This window comes from Luteimonas yindakuii (assembly GCF_004803715.2).
Classification (GTDB): domain Bacteria; phylum Pseudomonadota; class Gammaproteobacteria; order Xanthomonadales; family Xanthomonadaceae; genus Luteimonas; species Luteimonas yindakuii.
The window spans coordinates 977172-995748 of sequence record NZ_CP039383.2 but is presented as its reverse complement, the minus strand read 5'-3'; the positions used below and the strand labels follow the sequence as shown (position 1 = coordinate 995748).

The 18577-nt window shown below is 71.3% G+C and carries 13 protein-coding genes; 4 read left to right on the top strand and 9 right to left on the bottom strand.

The features are described 5' to 3' along the window. Positions 1-21: 21 nt before the first annotated feature. The gene (locus E5843_RS04500; RefSeq protein ID WP_136411955.1) at positions 22-1833 is read left to right on the top strand and encodes a DUF885 domain-containing protein; all 1812 of its coding nucleotides are present in this window, start codon (positions 22-24) and stop codon (positions 1831-1833) included. 96 nt (positions 1834-1929) lie between these two features. Here the strand turns inward: E5843_RS04500 and E5843_RS04495 are convergent, their stop codons facing one another. The 9 genes from E5843_RS04495 to E5843_RS04455 form a co-directional block, all read right to left on the bottom strand. Further along, entirely contained in the window at positions 1930-3180 is a 1251-nt protein-coding gene (locus tag E5843_RS04495; RefSeq protein ID WP_166815892.1) for a putative bifunctional diguanylate cyclase/phosphodiesterase, read from the bottom strand. Between the two features lie 25 nt (positions 3181-3205). Continuing rightward, positions 3206-4447, bottom strand: coding sequence for a cyclic di-GMP phosphodiesterase (locus E5843_RS04490; protein ID WP_134672887.1), 1242 nt, complete (start codon positions 4445-4447; stop codon positions 3206-3208). 233 nt (positions 4448-4680) lie between these two features. Further along, complete coding sequence (locus E5843_RS04485) at positions 4681-5436, bottom strand: 2,3-dihydro-2,3-dihydroxybenzoate dehydrogenase (protein ID WP_136411952.1); 756 nt, start codon at positions 5434-5436, stop codon at positions 4681-4683. A 39-nt stretch (positions 5437-5475) separates the two neighbouring features. Beyond that, the gene (locus E5843_RS04480; RefSeq protein ID WP_136411951.1) at positions 5476-9519 is read right to left on the bottom strand and encodes a non-ribosomal peptide synthetase; all 4044 of its coding nucleotides are present in this window, start codon (positions 9517-9519) and stop codon (positions 5476-5478) included. Positions 9520-9663: 144 nt separating this feature from the next. After that, a complete protein-coding gene (locus E5843_RS04475) occupies positions 9664-9921 on the bottom strand; it encodes a phosphopantetheine-binding protein (protein WP_141065712.1) in 258 nt (85 codons plus the stop codon). Beyond that, a complete protein-coding gene (locus tag E5843_RS04470) occupies positions 9918-10553 on the bottom strand; it encodes an isochorismatase family protein (RefSeq protein ID WP_136411950.1) in 636 nt (211 codons plus the stop codon). The genes E5843_RS04475 and E5843_RS04470 overlap by 4 nt, the downstream gene beginning before the upstream one ends. Positions 10554-10653: 100 nt before the next feature. After that, positions 10654-12336, bottom strand: a complete 1683-nt coding sequence (locus E5843_RS04465) for a (2,3-dihydroxybenzoyl)adenylate synthase (protein ID WP_279631943.1) — start codon at positions 12334-12336, stop codon at positions 10654-10656. Further along, positions 12333-13520: an isochorismate synthase gene (locus E5843_RS04460; protein WP_136411949.1), complete on the bottom strand. Its 1188-nt coding sequence runs from the start codon at positions 13518-13520 to the stop codon at positions 12333-12335. Before E5843_RS04460 ends, E5843_RS04465 begins: the two co-directional genes overlap by 4 nt. Next, entirely contained in the window at positions 13517-14731 is a 1215-nt protein-coding gene (locus E5843_RS04455) for an MFS transporter (RefSeq protein ID WP_141065711.1), read from the bottom strand. The genes E5843_RS04460 and E5843_RS04455 overlap by 4 nt, the downstream gene beginning before the upstream one ends. Before the next feature lie 275 nt (positions 14732-15006). Between E5843_RS04455 and E5843_RS04450 the strand changes: the two genes are divergently transcribed. The 3 genes from E5843_RS04450 (at position 15007) to E5843_RS14105 (ending at position 18501) form a co-directional block, all read left to right on the top strand. After that, positions 15007-17241: a FepA family TonB-dependent siderophore receptor gene (locus E5843_RS04450; protein ID WP_208542775.1), complete on the top strand. Its 2235-nt coding sequence runs from the start codon at positions 15007-15009 to the stop codon at positions 17239-17241. 178 nt (positions 17242-17419) lie between these two features. Next, positions 17420-18361: an alpha/beta hydrolase gene (locus E5843_RS04445; protein ID WP_166815890.1), complete on the top strand. Its 942-nt coding sequence runs from the start codon at positions 17420-17422 to the stop codon at positions 18359-18361. Beyond that, on the top strand, positions 18358-18501 hold the full coding sequence (locus E5843_RS14105) for a hypothetical protein (RefSeq protein ID WP_166815888.1): 144 nt from the start codon (positions 18358-18360) through the stop codon (positions 18499-18501). Before E5843_RS04445 ends, E5843_RS14105 begins: the two co-directional genes overlap by 4 nt. Positions 18502-18577 lie beyond the last annotated feature (76 nt).

Sequence of the window (18577 nt, the reverse complement as noted above, 5' to 3'; positions counted from 1 at the left end):
CCATCTTCGCGGAGTGCTTCGATGCGCCACAGCCTGCTTGCCCTGTCCCTGCTCGCCGTCCTCGCCGGCTGCCAGCCTTCGACCGGCCCCGCCACGGTGGACAGCCCTGCTGCAGCGACCACGGCCGCCACCCAGGGCGAGGCCGACCAGGCCTTCGCCGCCCTCGCCGACCGGGCACTGGCCACGTGGTTCGAACAGTCGCCGATCAGCGCCACCCGCACCGGCGAGCATCGCCACGACGACCGCGTCGACGATCTGAGTGAGGAAGGCCGCCAGCGTGTGGTCGATGCGAACCGTGCGCTGCTTGCGGGACTCGACGCGATCGACGCCAGCCAGCTGTCGCGCGACAACCAGGTCGACGCGCTGCTGCTGCGCAACCGCCTAGAGGCCACGATCTGGAACGTGGAAACGCTGCAGTCGTGGGCCTGGGACCCGCTGCTGTACAACGGCCTGGCCGGCGGCGCGATCTACAACCTGATGGCACGCGAGTTCGCGCCGCTGCCCGAGCGCCTCGCTTCCGCCAGCGCGCGCATGGAAGCGCTGCCGACGCTGTTGGCGCAGATGCGCGCGAACCTCGACCCGGCGCGTGTACCCAAGGTGCATGCGGAAACCGTGTCGCGGCAGAACCGCGGCCTGCTGTCGTTGGTCGACCAGTTCATCACCCCGCACGCCGGCAGCCTGGATGGCGAGGCGCGCACGCGCCTGGATGCCGCCGTCGCCGGCCTGCGCACCGCGGTCGACGAGCACCAGGCCTGGATCGACGGCACCCTGGTCCCGAATGCCGCCGGCGACTTCCGCATCGGCGCCGCGCTGTTCGACCAGAAACTCGGCTATTCGCTCAACGCTTCGCTGTCGCGCGAGGAGATCCGCCAGCGCGCGCAAGCAGAAATCGTCCGTGTGCGCGAGGAGATGTATGCCATCGCGCAGAACGTGCTGAAGGACCGCGACGGCGCCCCGGCCCTGCCGGCGACACCGGACGATGCGCGGCAACAGGCGGCCATCGAGGCGGCGCTCGAGCTGGCCTACGCCGAACGACCCGCGCGCGATGCGGTGTTCGACTTCGCGCGGCAAACGCTGGAAACGGCAACCACGTTCACCCGCGAACACGACCTCGTCACCGTGCCGGACGCGCCGGTGCGCATCATCGAGATGCCGGAATTCCAGCGTGGCGTGGCGGTGGCCTATTGCGATTCACCCGGCCCGCTCGACAAGGGGCTGGAGACCTACTATGCGATCTCGCCGATTCCCGACGACTGGAGCGATGACCAGGCGACGTCGTTCCTGCGCGAATACAACGACCGCATGATCCACCTGCTGTCGATCCACGAGGGCGTCCCGGGCCATTACCTCGAGGGCGCGCACTCGGTGGGCCATCCGTCCACGCTGCGCGCGGTGCTGCGCTCGGGTCCGTTCGCCGAAGGCTGGGCGGTGTACACCGAGGAAGTGATGGCGCAGGCGGGCTACCTCGACCACGACCCGCTGTTCCGGCTGGTGCAGCTGAAGTTCTACCTGCGCTCGGTGGCCAACGCGATCCTCGACATCGGCGTGCACGTCGACGGCTGGGAGCGCGAGCAGGCGATGGAGTTGATGGTGCGCACCACCTTCCAGCAGGAGAGCGAGGCCGCCGGCAAGTGGATCCGCGCCCAGGTGAGCTCGGCGCAGCTGCCGACCTATTTCGTCGGCGCGCAGGAACACTTCGACATGCGCCGCGCGGTGGAAGCAAAGCGCGGCGACGCCTTCGACCTCAAGGCCTACCACGACGAGGTGCTGTCGAAGGGCGCGCCGCCGGTGCGCTTCGTGCGCCAGCTGATCCTGGACGAGCCGATCGGCTAGGGAATCGGCACCCGTCCGGTGTAGCGGCGAGGACGACCCGGTCGTCGTCCCGAAGGCGATGCGGCGGCACTGCCGGTGCCGCTACCGGTGCCCAGGCTACAGCGTGAGTTGATCAGGACGCGGACCGGCCACGATATCCGCGGCCGGTGCAGGGCGCCCGATCACGAAGCCCTGCGCGCAATCGCAGCCGAGCTCGCGCAGCAGGGAAAGCGTGGCGGAGTCCTCGACGCCTTCGGCCACCACCTCCAGGCCGAGGTGGTGGCCGAGGTCGATCATCGAGCGGACCAGATGGCGCGCGCGGTCGTTGCTTGCGACGTCGACCACGAAACTGCGGTCGATCTTCAGCTCGTCGGTGGGCAGTCGCTGCAGGTAGGCCATCGACGAATAGCCGGTGCCGAAATCGTCGATGGAGATGCGCACGCCCTCGTCGTGCAGCTCGGCCAGCACGCCCTGTGCGCGGACCACGTCGCGCATCAACGCGCTCTCGGTCACCTCCAGCGCCAGCGCATGCGGCGGCACCTGCCAGACCCGGAGCAGGTCCATGACCTGCAACGCGAACCCCGGCAGCTGCAGGGCCACGACCGACAGGTTCACGTTGATGTGCACGTCATCGCCGTCGCGACGCAGCTGCGCGAGGTGCCGCAATGCCACGGTGAGGCTCCAGCGCGTGAGCTCGCCGATCAGGCCCGTGCGCTCGGCCTCGCCGACGAATGCCGGCGGTGGCACGGCGCCGATGCGCGGATGGGTCCAGCGCGCGAGCGCTTCATAGCCCGAGGTCAGGCCGGTTCGCAGGTCGAGCACCGGCTGCAGGTAGAGCTCGAGCTGGTTGAGCGCCAGGGCATCGCGCAGCTCGTCGTGGGTGAAGCTGTCGGCGTGCACGGGCCTGCGCCAGAAGGCGAAGCCGTCGGCCTCGGAGCAGGCCTCGTCGCAGGCCTGGTCGGCTCGCAGGCACAGCTGCTCGGGATCGATTCCATCCGACGGGCACAGCGCCAGCCCCACCGTCACCGAGGGATGCAGCTGCCAGCCATCCAGCATCACCGGCTGGCCGAGTGCGCGCACGAGCTTGGCCGCTGCCAGCGACGCGTGCTGCTGCCCGCGCAACCCGGGCAGCAGGACGACGAAGCCGTGCTCCGCGATCCTCAACACCGTGTCCTGGGCGCGCAGGGTGGCGACCAGTTTCGCCTCCATTGCCGCCCCCAGCGCCTCGGCGACCGCATAGCCCAGCGACAGTTCGGTCTCGCGCGTGCGCTGGCCGCGCACCACCAGCACGGCGAGCTCCTCGCCGGCCGCGCGGTGGGCGTCGATCGCCTGCGACACCGTGTGCAGGGTGGCGGGACGGTTCAGCATCCCCGGGCCGCACGCAACCAGGCGCTCACAGGAACAGCTCGACCGGGTCGAGGCCGCATTCCTCCGGCGACAGCGCACCGGCGATGCGGATCGCCGCATCGCGGTCGCCCTGCATCATCAGGTCGAGGGTGCCGAAGTGCTCCAGCACTTCGCGGTCCGGCGTGGTCAGCACCATCACCCGCGGCATCAGCCGGCGTGCGGCGTTCTGTGCCATCACGATCGCCACTTCGCCGGTGTTGAGCTCGACCAGCGAGCCCACCGGATACACGCTCATGCACTGCATGAACTGCTCCACCAGCTCGCCCGCATATGCCGTCCCGCGGCCACGGTAGAGCTGCTGCAGCGCGACGTGCTGGGCCATTGCGGGGCGGTACGGGCGCGGGCTGGTCATCGCATGGTAGGAGTCGATCACCGCCGCGATGCGCCCGAGCAGCGGGATCCGGTCGCCGTCCAGCGCTGCCGGATAGCCGCTGCCGTCCACGCGTTCGTGATGGGTGGCGATCATGTCGCACACATGCGCCGGCACCGCGGCGCCATGGTCCAGCAGATCGAGCGCGTGCTGGACGTGGGCCTGCACCTGGTGCATCTCGTCCGGAGCCAGCGGCCCGGGTCGAGCAAGCAGCTCCGGCGGCACCCGCAGCTTGCCGATGTCGAGCAGCAATGCGCCGCTCGCCAGGTCCACCAGCAGCGGCTCCGGCAGGCCGAGATGACGTCCCAGCGCGGCAGCCAGCGCGCTGCAGCCCAAGGCGTGGTCGTAGGCGTAGTCGCCGCGTTCGCGCAGGCGGTCCACCCACAGGAAGGCATCGGCGTTGCGCACCATGCTGCGCACCATCGGCTCCACCGCCTCGCGCACCTCGCCCGCGGCGATCGGCCGGCCGGCGCGCACCTCGTCGAGGATGCGCGTCGCCAGTCGCACCACCTCGGCCTGCGCCTCGCGTGCCTGCGGCAGTTCGGTGTCGAACGCAGCCAGCTGCGGATAGGCCTGGCTGTGCTGCAGTGCCTCGATTTCGCTGTTTTCGAAGACCGGGCCGACGTCGCGTACCGGCGCAGCCGCCACCGCCGGCTCCCGCGGCGCCAGCCCGAGCAGCGTGTCGACATACACCCACTCGCACAGCGAGGCCAGCAGGTCGATGTCGGCCTGGCTGGCGATCATCACCCCCTGCAGCGGAAAGGGCGTGCCCTCCCAGTCGCGGTCGAGCCGGCAGACATACATGCCCTCGACGAGCTCCGCGACGGCGACCTTGCGCTCCTCGACCTTCAAGAACATTCCCTTTGTCTCCGTTGCGCCTGCATGGGGCGCGAGAGGCGCCCGACAGCCATCCGCCATCCGCACGCTGTCCCCACGCTATCGACCGCGGGCGGCGGTCCTTTAGGGGTTTCCCCGACCCTCACGCGAGAAGGGCCGCGCCGCTCCCGGCGCCCCCTGGCGGCCCTTCCGGAGCTTACGCGAACCGCCCGCGGTGCCCTTCACCCCTCCGGCGGCGCCAGGACCTTGTCGCGTCAGGCGCGCAGGGTGGCACCGCCGTCGACATACAGATCGCCCATGGCGATATGGCCGGCCTGCTCCGACAGCAGGAACATCACCGCGTGGGCGATGTCGGCAGGTTCGGCGATCTTGCCCAGCGGGATCCCGCTCTTGAAGTTCTCCATGGTGCCGGCGATGACCCGGGCCTCGCCGTCGGCGTCGGCCCACATGCCGGTCTGCATCGAGGTCCGGGTGGACCCGGGGGCGACGACGTTGCAGCGCACGCCGTGCGGGGCGAGCTCGAGGCCGAGGCAGCGCACGAACATCGTGGCGGCGGCCTTGGACGCGGCATAGGCGGCCATCGCCTGGCGCGGGATGCCGGCGGCGTTGGAACCCACCACCACCAGCGCACCGCGCCGGCGCGGCGCCATCACCCGCGCCAGTGCACGGCCGACATGGAAGACGCCGTCGGTGTTGACGGCGAAGGTGCGGCGCCATTCCGCGTCGGAGGTTTCCGCGACGCTGGTCGTGGACAGCACGCCGGCGACATGGGCGGCGAGGTCGATCGGGCCGATCTCCGCCTCCACCCGGGCCACGAGTGCGTCGACCGCGGCGGAGTCGGTGACGTCGAGGGCGAAGGCGTGCACGTTCGCCTCCGCCGCCGGCGCTTCGAGATCGGTGGCGACGACAATCGCGCCGCTGGCGCGCAACAGGGTAACGACCGCGGCGCCGATGCCGCCGGCGGCGCCGGTGACCAGGGCGATCCTGCCTTCAAAGCCGGTGAGGTGCATGGCGGGTCCTGAGCTGGTGTCGGCGGGAAAAGAGCGCCCTCACCCCTGGCCCTCTCCCGTGGACGGGAGAGGGGTTCCGGAGTCGGGTTCATGCGGGAGCGCGGTTCCGGAGCGCGGCCCGTGCGGCGGTGAGGCACCGCAAGGGACGCGATCGGGCGCGTGGTCGGCGTCGAACGCATGCAGCCGGGCATCAAGCAATCGTGCGATGCGTGGGGTGGCGTCGCGGCCGGTGAGTTCGGCGTGCAGGAAGGGCAGCTCCACCGCGTCGACCCGGGCGGCGTGCGCCGCCCACAGCGCGGACTGCAGCTGCGGACGGTCGACGTGGTCGTTGCCGGCGCGCACGTGCAGCAGGGTGCCGTCGTAGCGCGCGTGGTGGTGCTGGCGCACCAGCCGGTTGGTGTCGGTGACCGTGCGCACCACGCCGTCTAGCACCCCGCCGGGCAGGTTGCCGAGTGCGCTGTCGCCGCGGCGCAGGAAGTCGACGATCGCCTCGCGCGTGGTGAGCTCCGGATGCCCGTCGGGGTCGTAGCCCGCGATGGCCAGCAAGGCGCGCAGGGCGGCGACGGGATCGGGCTCCGGCTCGGCGCGCCAGCACTCCGCCGGATAGGCATCGAGCAGCGCCAGCACGCCGACCTCGCGTCCGAGCACGCGCAGCCGCACCGCCATCGCATGGGCAAGGATGCCGCCGACCGACCAGCCGAGCAGGTGCACCGGTCCTTCGGGCTGCAACACGGCCACGCGTTCGACGTACTCCGCCGCCAGCGCATCGATGCTGGCCGGCAGCGGCTGCGCGAGGTCCAGCGCCGGCGACTGCAGGCCATGCACGTCGCGCGCGGGCGACAGCGCACGCGCGAGTTCGCGGTAGCACCAGCTGATGCCGCCGGCCGGATGCACCACGAACAGTGGCGCACGTCCGGGATCGCCACGGCGCAGGCGCACCAGCGGCGCCAGGCCGTGGTCCGGCGTGTCGTCGTCGGCGTCGATGCGCGCGGCCAGCGCGGCCACGGTGGGGGTCGCGAACAGCGCGCCGAGCCCGGGGTCGCGGCCGAAGCGGCGCTGGATCGCCATCAGCAGGTGCACCGCCGACAGCGAATCGCCGCCCAGCGCGAAGAAGTCGGCGTCGGCGGAGACCGCACCTGCCTCGAGGCCCAGCGCCTGCGCGAACAACGCCGCCAGCACCTGTTCGGTGGGCGTACGCGGCGCCTCGCCCTCCGCTCCGTCGTAGACCGGCGCCGGCAGCGCGCCGCGGTCGAGCTTGCCGTTGGCGGTCACCGGCCAGTCGTCCAGCGCTACGAACGCCGCCGGCACCATGTAGTCCGGCACGCGCGCGGCCACGGTAGTGCGCAGCGCGGCGAGGTCAAGTTCGCCTTCCGGTTGCAGGTAGGCGACCAGGCGGCGATCGCCGGGGCGGTCCTCGCGCACGATCACGCCGGCACGGCGCACCGCGCCACTGGCGAGGATGGCGGTTTCGATCTCGCCCAGTTCGATGCGCAGGCCGCGCAGCTTGACCTGGTGGTCGCTGCGGCCGAGGAACTCGACCGCGCCGTCGCGCCGCCAGCGGGCCAGATCGCCGGTGCGGTAGAGGCGCGCGCCGGGCACGTGCGGATCGTCGATGAAGCGCTCGGCGGTGAGGTCGTCGCGGCCGAGGTAGCCACGCGCGAGCTGCACGCCGCCGAGGTAGAGGTCGCCGACCACGCCCGCCGGCAACGGCCGCATGCGCGCATCGAGCACGTACAGCCGCGTGTTCCACACCGGGAAGCCGATCGGCACCGGGCGCGAGGTGTCGTCCGCCGACGCCGGCCAGTAACTGACATCCACCGCCGCCTCGGTGGGGCCGTAGAGGTTGTGCAGTTCGGCCCGCACGGTGGCGTGGAAGCGGTCGCGCAGGTCGGCGCCGAGTTCCTCGCCGCTGCAGAACACCCGGCGCACGACGAGCCCGCGCGCCTCCGGTGCGGCGAGGAAGGCCTCCAGCATCGACGGCACGAAGTGCAGCGTGGTCACGCCGCGAGCGCGGACCAGGCGCGCCAGCGCGACCGGATCGCGATGCGCGTCGGGCGCGGCCACCACCAGCCGCGCGCCGGCCAGCAGCGGCAGGAAGAATTCCCACACCGACACGTCGAACGTGGCCGGGGTCTTCTGCAGGATGCGGTCTGAGGCGTCGATGCCGTAATGCGCGCGCATCCACTCCAGGCGGTTGACGATCGCGCGGTGTTCGACCACCACGCCCTTCGGCTCGCCGGTGGAGCCGGAGGTGTAGATCACGTAGGCGGCGTCGTCCGGACCCGGCACGCCTTCGAGCGTGGTGTCGGTGCGGGTGTCCCAGGCATCCGGCCCCAGTACCGGTGCGCTATCGCCGAAACGCGCTGCATCGCCCTGCCCCGCCAGCACGCACACCGGCGTCGCCGACTGCAGGATGCGCTGCAGGCGTGCATCCGGATGGGCGAGGTCCAGCGGCAGGTAGGCGGCGCCGGCGCGCAGCGTGGCGACCAGGGCGACGATCAATTCGAGCGAACGCGGTAGCGCCACCGCGACCACCGTATCGACGGTCGCGCCCTGCGCCCGCAACAGCAGCGCGAGTGCACGCGTGCGGCGTTCGAGTTCGCGGTAGGTCAGCGAAGCGCCTTCGAACTCCACCGCGACCGCATCCGGCGTCGCCTGCATGCTGCGTTCGATCAGCGCGGCCAGGGTGGTGTCGGGCACCTCCTGCGTGGTGGCGTTGACCTCGAACAGGTAACGTCGCGCTTCCTCGGGGCTGGCCAGCGGCACGTCGTCCATCTGCGATGCGTTGCAGGCGGCTGCGAGAAAGGCCTGCAGGCGCGCGGCATGCGCGGCGACCTCGACCGCGTCGTACAGCGTCGGGTTGGCCTCGATCTCGAGATCGAGCGCATGGGTCGCGTCGCCGCGGAAGCCGATGGTGACGTCGTCGATAGGACCGGTGCCGAGCACTTCCAGCGAGACCCGCATATCCGCGAGCCGCGGCGGGCGATAGAACGGCTGCACGTTGACCAGCGGCCCGTGCAGGCGGCGCTGGCCACCGAGCAGGCCGAGGTCGCGCCGCAACTGTTCGCCGCGGTAGCGCCCGTGCCGGCGGCCGCGCACCAGCGCACGCGCGATCGCCTGCACGAAGCCTTCGACGTTCGTCTCCGGCATCGCCGGCACCCGCAGCGGCAACACGTTCATGACCATCGCCGGCACCCGCGCGGATGCGCTGCCGAGTCGGCCCATGAACGGCACGCCGACCACGGCTTCCTCCTGGCCGGACATGCGCCGGCAGTATTCGGCGGCGAACGCGGTCAGCACGTCCGGCCACGGCTGGCCGATGCGCTGCGCGGTGGCCAGCAGTGCCGTCCGCAACGCTTCGTCGATCGCGACGACATGGCGATGGCAGTCAGGCGCGGCCGCGGCGAAGCCACCGCCCAAGCCGGCCGCGGCCGGCATCCCGGCCATCGTGTCGCGCCAGTACCCGGCATCCTGCTGGCGACGTTCGGAACGGCGGTAGGCGGCGTCTTCCCCGAACACACGCGACAACGATGCAAGTGGCGCGCCTGCGGCCGCATCGCCACCCACCGCATACAGCGCGCAAACGCGCTCTGCGAACAGCGCCATGCCGTAACCGTCGGCGGCGAGGTGGTGCACGCGGAAGTACCAGGCGAAGCGATCGACGCCGAGCCGGTACAGGCGCTGCACGGCGAGGCGGTCGCGCGTCGGGTCCACGGGGGTGCCGCGGTCGTGCTGCATGGCGTCACGCGCGGCGGCAGCGGGATCAGTTGCAGCCGAGAGGTCGACGACCTCGAGCTGCGGCAGGTGCGCGTCGTCCACGACCTGGTGGGGACCGTCTTCGCCATCGCGCATGCGCAACCGCAGCGCGGTCGCTTCCTGCGCCGCGCGGTCGGCGGCACAAGCGAACGCGGCGACATCGAGCGCCCCGTCGATCCACAGCGCATGCGCGGTGTTGAACGCCGGGTTCTCCGGCGCCAGCCGCTGTGCATACCAGAGCCCGGCCTGCGCCTCGGTCAGTGGCCAGCTGCCGTCGGCCGCGGCCACGTGTGGCACCGCTTCGCAGGACTCGCGCACGACGCTCATGGCGTGCCGGATCCGGGCCGGGTGCGGCGACGAACCATCATGACGACAGGCGCCCCGCACCCGCAGGAACGATCGTGCTCGGGCGCGCACCCACCGCGACGCCGGCGATCCGGACCGCTTGATGCACGCCTGTCTCCACCGACATCAGCCCTGCCCCGCGTGCTTCTGCAACTGCTGCACGGTCGACCACCAGCCGGCCAGGGTGACGTGCTCGGCCAGATGCGGGAACTCCAGCGCGATGCCGGTCTCGCCCCAGCGCATCACCAGGCCGAGCACGCGCATCGAGTCCAGGCCCAGGTCCACCAGGTTGTCGTCGTCGCCGATATCGTCCGGCGCTTCACCGAGCAGGTCGGCGACGTCGGCACGCATGCGCTCGAGTGTCAGGGTCTGCGGTGCGTTCATTGCAGGATCTCCAGGAGGCGGTCGGTCGCCAGCGGCACGCCACAGGCGCGGGCGATCCAGGCCAATGCCATATCGTGATCCGCGCGGGAGAAATCGGCCACCGCATCGGCGGCGATAAAGGTCTCGATGTCGCGCTGGAACGCCTCGGTGGCGGTCGACAGCAGGCCGATGTGGGCGTAGACGCCGGTGATCAGCAACTGGTCGCGGCCGCGCACGCGCATCAGCTGTTCGAGGTTGCTGCGCTGGAAGGCGCTGTAGCGGTGCTTGACCAGCACGTGGTCGCCGGCTGCGGGCGCCAGCGCGTCGATGATCGCTTCGTGTTCGTCGATCGCCTGCATGCCCGGACCCCACAGGTCGGCCTGCAGGCCGCGGTCGCGGCGGTCCTGGTTGCCGCGTTGCGCGGTGTAGAACACCGGAATGCCCAGCGCACGGCAGCGCTCGACCAGGCGCGCCAGGTTGGCGATGGCGGGCGCCAGCGGCGCGGCATCGGCATCGAAGCGCGACAGGAAATAGCGCTGCATGTCGTGCACCAGCAGCGCGATCCGGCCGGTCTCGGGGCGCCAGGCGCCGCGCGGTGTTGGCAGCTCGTCGGCGGTGGGCAGTGGATATGCGGGGATGGTGGGGAGTGCCATGGATGTCTCGTACTGGTTAGGTGCGACCTTGTTCGCCGACCGTCCGGCGCGTGGCGCGGCGACTGTTCCGCCGGGTGGGAGCCTGCCGCGCCGTCCGGACTCAGGTCGTCTTCGCAGCCGGAGCCGCAACGTGGGCGAGGAACCGTTCGCGCAATTGCGCGCGCAGTTCGCGGCGGCTGATCTTGCCGACCGCGGTGGTGTCGAATGCGTCCACGAACACGACCTGGTCCGGCACCTTGAACGCCGCCAGGCCGCGGCCGCGCACCCAGGCCTTCAGCGCGGCCGGCTTCGGCTGCTCGCCGCGCGCGATCACGAAGGCACAGCTGCGCTCGCCGAGGAATGCATCGGGGATCGACACCACCGCGGCATCGAACACCTGCGGGTGCGCCAGCAGGTGGTCCTCGATCTCCTCGGCGGAGATCTTCTCGCCGGCGCGGTTGATGTGGTCGGTGGCGCGACCCTGCACGACGAGGTAACCGCCCGGCAGCCGTTGCACCATGTCGCCGGTGCGGTAGTAGCCGTCGTCGGTGAACGCGCGCGCATTGGCGGCCTCGTCGTTGTGGTAGCCGCGGATGGTGTACGGCCCGCGCGTGAGCAGGTGGCCGACCTCGCCATCCGGCACCGGGTTGCCGTGGTCGTCGACCACCAGCACCTCGTCGTCCGGGCTGATGGGACGGCCCTGGGTCTCGAGCACGATGTCGTCGGGGTCGTCGAGCCGGGTGTAGTTGACCAGCCCCTCGGCCATGCCGAACACCTGCTGCAACGCGCAACCGAGCCCCGCGACCACGCGACGCGCCGCTTCCGGCACCAGCTTGGCACCACCCACCTGCACCACCTGCAGGCTGGAAAGGTCGTGCGTGGTCTTCGCCGCGGCATCGGCCCACAACAGTGCCAGTGGCGGCACCAGGCCGACGCAGGTCACCCGCTCGCGCGCGATCAGCGGGAACGCCGCATCCGGCCCGGGCCCCGGACTCAGCACCACGCGCGCGCCGGCGTACAGCGCGCCGAAGAAGCCCGGTGAGCTCATCGGGAAATTGTGCGCGGCCGGCAGCGCGACCATGTACACGCTGTCGCGGCCGATCCCGCAGAGTTCATTGCTGGCGCGGAAGCTGTAGATGTAGTCGTCGTGGGTGCGCGGGATCAGCTTGGACAGGCCGGTGCTGCCGCCGGAGATCTGCAGGAACGCCACCGACTGCGGATCGGGATCGCCCGGCAGCGCGGCGCGATCGCCCTCGAGCGCGGAGACGGAAGTGAACTCCTGCGCATCGCCGACCACGAACACGTGCCCGACGGCGGGCACCTCGGCCTGCAGCTCGCGCGCCAGCGTGCGGTAGTCGAAGCCCTCGTAGCGCTCGGCCACGACATAGCCGCTGGCTTCGGCCTTGCGCGCGAAGTGCGCGACCTCGGTGATGCGATGCGCCGGCAGCGCGTATACCGGCACCAGTTGCGCACGGAACAGCGCACAGGCCACCGCGATGAATTCGGGGATGTTGCCGAGCTGGACGATGACGCGGTCGCCGGGCTGCAGGCCCTGTGCGAGGAAACCGGCGGCGATGCGCTCGACTTCGTCCCACAACCGCGCATAGGTCCAGCGCGTGTCGCCGCCGACCACGGCCACGTCGTCGGCATGGCGCTGCGCGCGTTCGCGCAGGAAGCCGGGGAAGGTTTCGCCACGCCAGTAACCGGCCGCCCGGTAGCGGGCCACGAAGGCGTCCGGCCATACCTGGCGCAGCGGAAGCCGGGTTGCGGACTGCGGGTTGCCCATCGTGCGTCGGTCGCTCATGCGGTGCGCAGGTCGTCGATGCCCAGCGCATCGAGCATTGCGCGGAACTTGCCGGCGGTCTCGTCGACCTCCAGTGCGGGCTCGGAGCCGGCGACGATGCCGGCACCGGCGAACAGGCGCAGCACCCGCCCCTGCACGCGGGCGCAGCGGATCGACACGTGCCACTCGCCATCGCCGTCCGCATCGGTCCAGCCGACCGCGCCGGCATAGAAGCCACGGTCGACCGGTTCCAGCGCGCGGATCGCCTCCAGCGCAGGCAGCCGCGGAGTGCCGCACACCGCGGGCGTGGGATGCAGCAGGCCGGCCAGGTGCGCCGACGACACCGCCGGATCCTTCAGCGTGCCCTCGATGCGGGTGCCGAGGTGCCACATCGTGCGGGTGGCGTGCAGCGACGGCGCCACCGGTGCGTGCAGGCGGCTGCACAGCGGGGCCAGCGTGTCGAGGATGGCCTCGACCACATGGTGGTGTTCCTCGTGGTCCTTGCCGGAAGCGAGCAGGGCCCTGGCCGCGGCGGCGTCACGCGCGGGCTCGCGCCAGCGCCGTGCCGAACCGGCCAGCGGATGCGAGACCACCGCGGTGCCGCGTCGCGAGACCAGCAGTTCCGGCGTCGCCCCCACCAGCCACGCCGGCGCCTCGCCGGCGGCGACCGGCAGCGGCATCACATAGGTGGTCACGCTGGCGTCCTCGCCGAGTCGTGCGGCCAGCCGCTGCGGATCCACCGGGGCCGCCGCTTCCACGCGCAGGCTGCGCGCCAGCACCACCTTGTGCAGGCCATGCGGCGCGTCCGCGGTGTCCAGCCGTGCCACGCAGCGCGATACCGCCGCGGCATAGTCGGCCTCGGACGGTTCCGCAACGGCGGCGCTCGGGCGCAGGCAGGCGCCGTCGTCGCGGCTGCCGGGCGCGGCGGCGCCCACCCGTTCGGGCTGGTACAGCGCGTCGTCGGCATGCGGATCGAAGGGCAGTGCGCCCACCAGCAGGCCCGGCCCGGACCGGCGCGCGGCGAAGAACGCATCGACCCGCGCGCCCAGCGTGTCCGTGGGGCCCGATGGCAAGCGCGCCAGGCAGCCGACCGCGTCCAGACGTTCGCTGGGGGTATGCAGGCGGAATGCGCCCGGGCTGGCGGGCCCGCACCAGGGCGCCGACGCCGGCAGGTCCGTCGCGATCGACAGCGGGCCTTCGCTCATCGCACCACCCCCGCGCGGTGCCGCACCGCCGCCAGTGCCAGCACCGCAAGCACCGCAGCGACCATCAGGTAGGGCGCACCCGGCGACACCCTGTAGAGCAGCGTGCCCAGCAGCGGGCCGATGACCATGCCGAACCCCTGTACCGAAGCCACCGTGCCCTGCGCCGCGCCCTGCTCGTGGGCATCGACGGAATCCGCGGCCAGCGCCTGGAACGACGGGAACACGAAGCCCATGCCGAACGACGCCACCGCATAGGCCAGCAGCAGCTGCCATTGCACGTCGATCAGCGCCAGCGAGCCGAAACCGGTGGCGGAGATCGTGGCACCGAGCGCGATCCAGCGCGCCGGCGGCACCGATTTCAAGCGCATCACCAGCATCTGCGACGCCATCAGGCCGACCCCGACCGCGGTCAGCGACAACCCCGCCACCCGGGCGCCATCGGCCGGCGACAGAGCGAGACGGTCGATCGCGAAGAAACCCACCACTACCTGGGCGATGGTCACCGACACCATCGCGGCGAACACCGCGGCGACCGGCAACCGCAACCGCGCGTCGCGCCAGGTCAGCGCCTGCCTGGCGGGCCGGGGTGTGCCACCCGCGAGCGGCCCGTCGAGCGGCAGCCGCCACCACACCACCAGCAGCGACAGCAGGGGCAGCCCCGCGGCGACATACAGCGCCAGCGAAAGATCATGGAAAGCGATCCAGCCGGCCGCAGCCGGCCCCACCGCCATGCCCAGCGCATTCGCCGCGCCCAGCCGCGCCATCACCGCGGCGCGGTGGCCCGGACGCGCGCCATCGGCGATCAGCGCGGCCGCGGTCGGCGGCACCGCCGCATAGAACAGGCCCACCAGTGCCCGGGTCCCCACCAGCGCGAGCACCGAGACCAGCACCACCGGCGGATTGCGCAGGGCGACATCCACGAACACCGCCATCGCCAGGTACACCGCGGCGTACGCCGCCAGTGCGATCAGCAGCACGCGTCGACGCCCGATCCGGTCGCTCAGCACACCCCAGCGCCGCGCGGCCAGCATCCACAGCAGGCCGGCTGCGGTCACGGCCAGGCCGGCATGCCATTCCGCCAGTCCCAGCACCCGCACCACGGGCCCGACGACGGCGACGAAGGCCATCATCGCCATGGTGCCGGCAAGTGCGGTGAACACCAGCGCTGGCAGGCCGGGAATGGTGCTGGAGGGCGCGGAAACGGCGGACATGCAGGTCTCGGAAGCGACCCGCGCCGCGTCCGGCGGACGGGCCACGGGCCTCGGCGGGGACAGCCGGCTTCCAGCCCGCTGCGCGGCGCGAATGATAACAGGTCTCATTCACCGCGATGCATGGCGTCGATGACGAGCGCCAACGTTGTTGATAACGATTCTCAGTCACCTTAGGATGAGCGGCTGCCGCGCCCCGCGCTGCGCCGATCGTCCAGCCGCTCCCGACGCCCGCCAATCCCGCCTGTGCCGGAACCCGAATGCCCTGCCCACGCCGCGTGTCTCTGCTTGCTTCGACCGTCGTGCTGACCCTGTGCGGCCCGCTGGCCGCGCATGACGCCTCCCCCTGGACAGGGCGCCCCGCGGACGCTGGCGCCGACGTGCGCACGTTCGACACCGTCCACGTCACCGCCGAGGCCATCGCGCGTCAGGCGCTGGGCGCCTCGACCGTGCTGGCCGACGATCTCGAACGGCAGCCACCGCGCAACGACATCGCCGAGTTCCTGCGCACGCTGCCGGGCATCAACCTGACCGGCAACTCCACCAGCGGCCAGCGTGGCAACCAGCGGCAGATCGATATCCGCGGCATGGGCCCGGAGAACACCCTGATCCTGGTCGACGGCATCCCGGTGTCGAGCCGCAACTCCGTGCGCTACGGCTGGCGCGGCGAACGTGATTCGCGTGGCGACACCGGCTGGGTGGCGCCCGAGCAGATCGAACGCATCGAGGTGCTGCGCGGTCCGGCCGCGGCACGCTATGGCAATGGCGCCGCTGGCGGCGTGGTCAACATCGTGACCCGCGCACCAACCGATGCGTTCAGCGGCTCGCTGAACCTTTATGGTTCGGTCCCGACCCACGGCGTCGACGGCGGCAGCCAGCGCGCAGGCCTGCAGATGGGCGGCCCGCTGTCGGACCGCCTGTCGTTCCGGCTGTCCGGCAATGCGGGCAAGGCCGACGCCGACGATTTCGACATCAATCGGGACCATGCTTCGCGGCGCACCGGCAGCAACGCCGGCACCTTCCCCGCCGGCCGCGAGGGCGTGCGCAGCCGCAACGCCTCGGCGAAGCTGCTGTGGGAACTGCTGCCGGGCCAGCGCTTCGACTTCGGCGCCGGCTTCAGCCGCCAGGGCAACATCTATACCGGCGACAGCCAGAACACCAACCGCAACGCCGAAGTGCTGAAGTGGATCGGCGCGGAGACCAACCGCAGCTACCGCCGCACATTCGACATCAGCCACCGTGGCGAGTACGGCGACTCCACCCGCTCGCTGGTGTACGCGGCGCTGGAAGACACCCGCAACACGCGCCTGCTCGAAGGCCTGGCCGGGGGAACCGAGGGCATCTTCATCGTCGACGGCGGCTTCGGCGACATCGACCTGCGGACGCTGACGCTGCATGGCGAGGTCAACCGCACGATCATCGGCGACAGCGTCGACCATGTGGTCACCGTCGGCGCGGAGTGGGTCGACAGCCGGCTGGAGGACACCGCATCCGGCCTCAAGGACCGCAACCCGCAGCCCAATGTCCCGGTGCCGCCGACCACCTGGGACGGGCGCGCCGATGCACGCATCGCCTCGGTGTTCATCGAGGACAACCTGTACATCGGCGACCGCCTGACGGTGACCCCGACGCTGCGTTACGACCATCACGACCGCCACGGCGGCAACGTCAGCCCGGCGCTCAACGCCGCGTTCGGCTTCCTGCCCGGCTGGACCCTGCGCGCCGGCATCGCCCGCGCCTACAAGGCACCCAACCTGTACCAGAGCAACGCCGGCTATTCGCTCTACAGCAACGGCATCGGCTGCTGGGGCGGGGGCGGCCCGTGCTTCCTGGTCGGCAACGACGCGCTCGACGCCGAGACCAGCATCAACAAGGAACTCGGCGTGCAGTTTGCCGACGGCCGCATGCAGGCCGGCCTGACCTGGTTCCACAACGACTACCGCGACAAGGTGGAAGCCGGCCGCGTCGTCGTCGACCGCGTGCGCAACGTCGATGTCTTCCGCTGGGACAATGTGCCCAGGGCCGTGATCGAAGGCCTGGAAGGCAGCGTGGAACTGCCGCTGGGCGACGCGCTGCGCTGGAACACCAACGTCACCTGGATGCTGGAATCGGAGAACCGCACGACCGGCGATGCGCTGTCGACGATTCCCGAATACACGGTCAACACCGCCTTCGACTGGCAGGCGGGCGAGCGCCTGTCGCTGCTGGCCCGGGCCACGTTCTACGGCGAGCAGGTGCCGCAGCGGCTCGATTACCAGGGCCGTCCGGTCACCGGCAGCGCCGCGGACCGCATGCCGCCCTATGCACTGGTCGGCCTGAGTGGCCGCTACCGGATCACCGACCGGGTGAACGTGGTCATCGGCGTGGACAACCTGCTCGACAAGCGCATCTTCCGCCGTGGCAACGCATCGGGCGTCAACCTCGGCACGCCGAACGCCATCGAGGGCGCCGGCGCCTACACGTACAACGAACCCGGACGCGCCTGGTTCGTCAGCACCCACATCGGCTTCTGACGCGTTCGACGGATCCCGCATGACATCAACCTTCCATACAGCAGGCTTCCACGCAGCACGCTTCCAGCCAGCCCGCTTCCAGCCAGGCGACTTCCAGCCCGCCCGGTTCCGGCCGTCCGTACGCACGCGTGTCGCGACCACCGTGGCGGCCGGCCTGCTGTTCCTTGCCTCCCTCGCCATGACCACACCCGCCTCCGCGCAGCAGCGCAACCCGTTGCAGACGATCGGCCAGACCGTGGCCGATCACGCGTCGCACGCCTATGCCTTCGAGCGCTTCACCGTCGCCAGCCACGACGGCAGCCGCACCTGGCGCGTGCACGTGGCGGTGCCGAAGACGCCCGCCCCCGCCGCCGGCTGGCCGACGTTCTGGATGCTCGACGGCAACGCCGCGCTGATCGAGTTCGACGACGCGCTGCTGGAGGAGCTCGCCGCGCAGCCGGAGCCGCATGCGCTGGTGTTCATCGGCTACGACAACGACCTGCGCATCGATTCGCCGCAGCGCAACCGCGACTACACGCCGGCGGTGCTGCCGCCCGAGGACGCCGAAACCGCACCCCTGGGCAGTGGCGGCGCCGACGCGCTGGCCGAGCTGATCGAACGTACGATCCGCCCGCAGCTGGCGCAGCGGATGCCGATCGATCCGCAGCGGCAGACGCTGTGGGGCCACTCGCTGGGCGGGCTGTTTGTGCTGCATACGCTGTACACCCGCACCGGCGCATTCCAGACCTATGTCGCCGGCAGCCCGTCGATGTGGTGGGGCGACGCGCATGCGGTGCGCGAGAGCGAACGCTTCATCGCCCACAACGTCGGGCATCCGGCGCGGGTGATCATCCACCTCGGCGGCGCCGAACGTGTCGGCGACCGCGGACGCCGTGACCTGACCAATCCGCGCGTGGTCGCACACCTCCGGCGGATCCAGGCGGCGACGCCGGATGCGGCGATGCAGCTCGCCGGGACGCTGGCGACGGTGCCCGGCATCGAGGCTTCGTACCGCGAGTTTCCGGGCCTCGGCCACGGTCCGATGTTCCGCGCCTCGCTGATGGGCGCGCTGCACGCGGTGACCGGCGTGGCCGACCGCAGCAACACGCCACGACCCTCCACGGGCGACGCCGACCAATGAGCACCCTGGCCGGCTCCGTCGACGACGTCGCCTATCCCGACCGGTTCCACCGCGGGTCGAGGCCGGCGCTGCGCGTCACCACCATCGCGTCCGAATCCGCACCGTCGGCCATCGATCGTACGTACCGGTGGGCAGCCTGACGCAGATCAGCGCTCTCCCCCAGACGCCGCGCGATACCGGCAGCCGTCCCCAATCCGCATCCTCCGGCACCCGTGC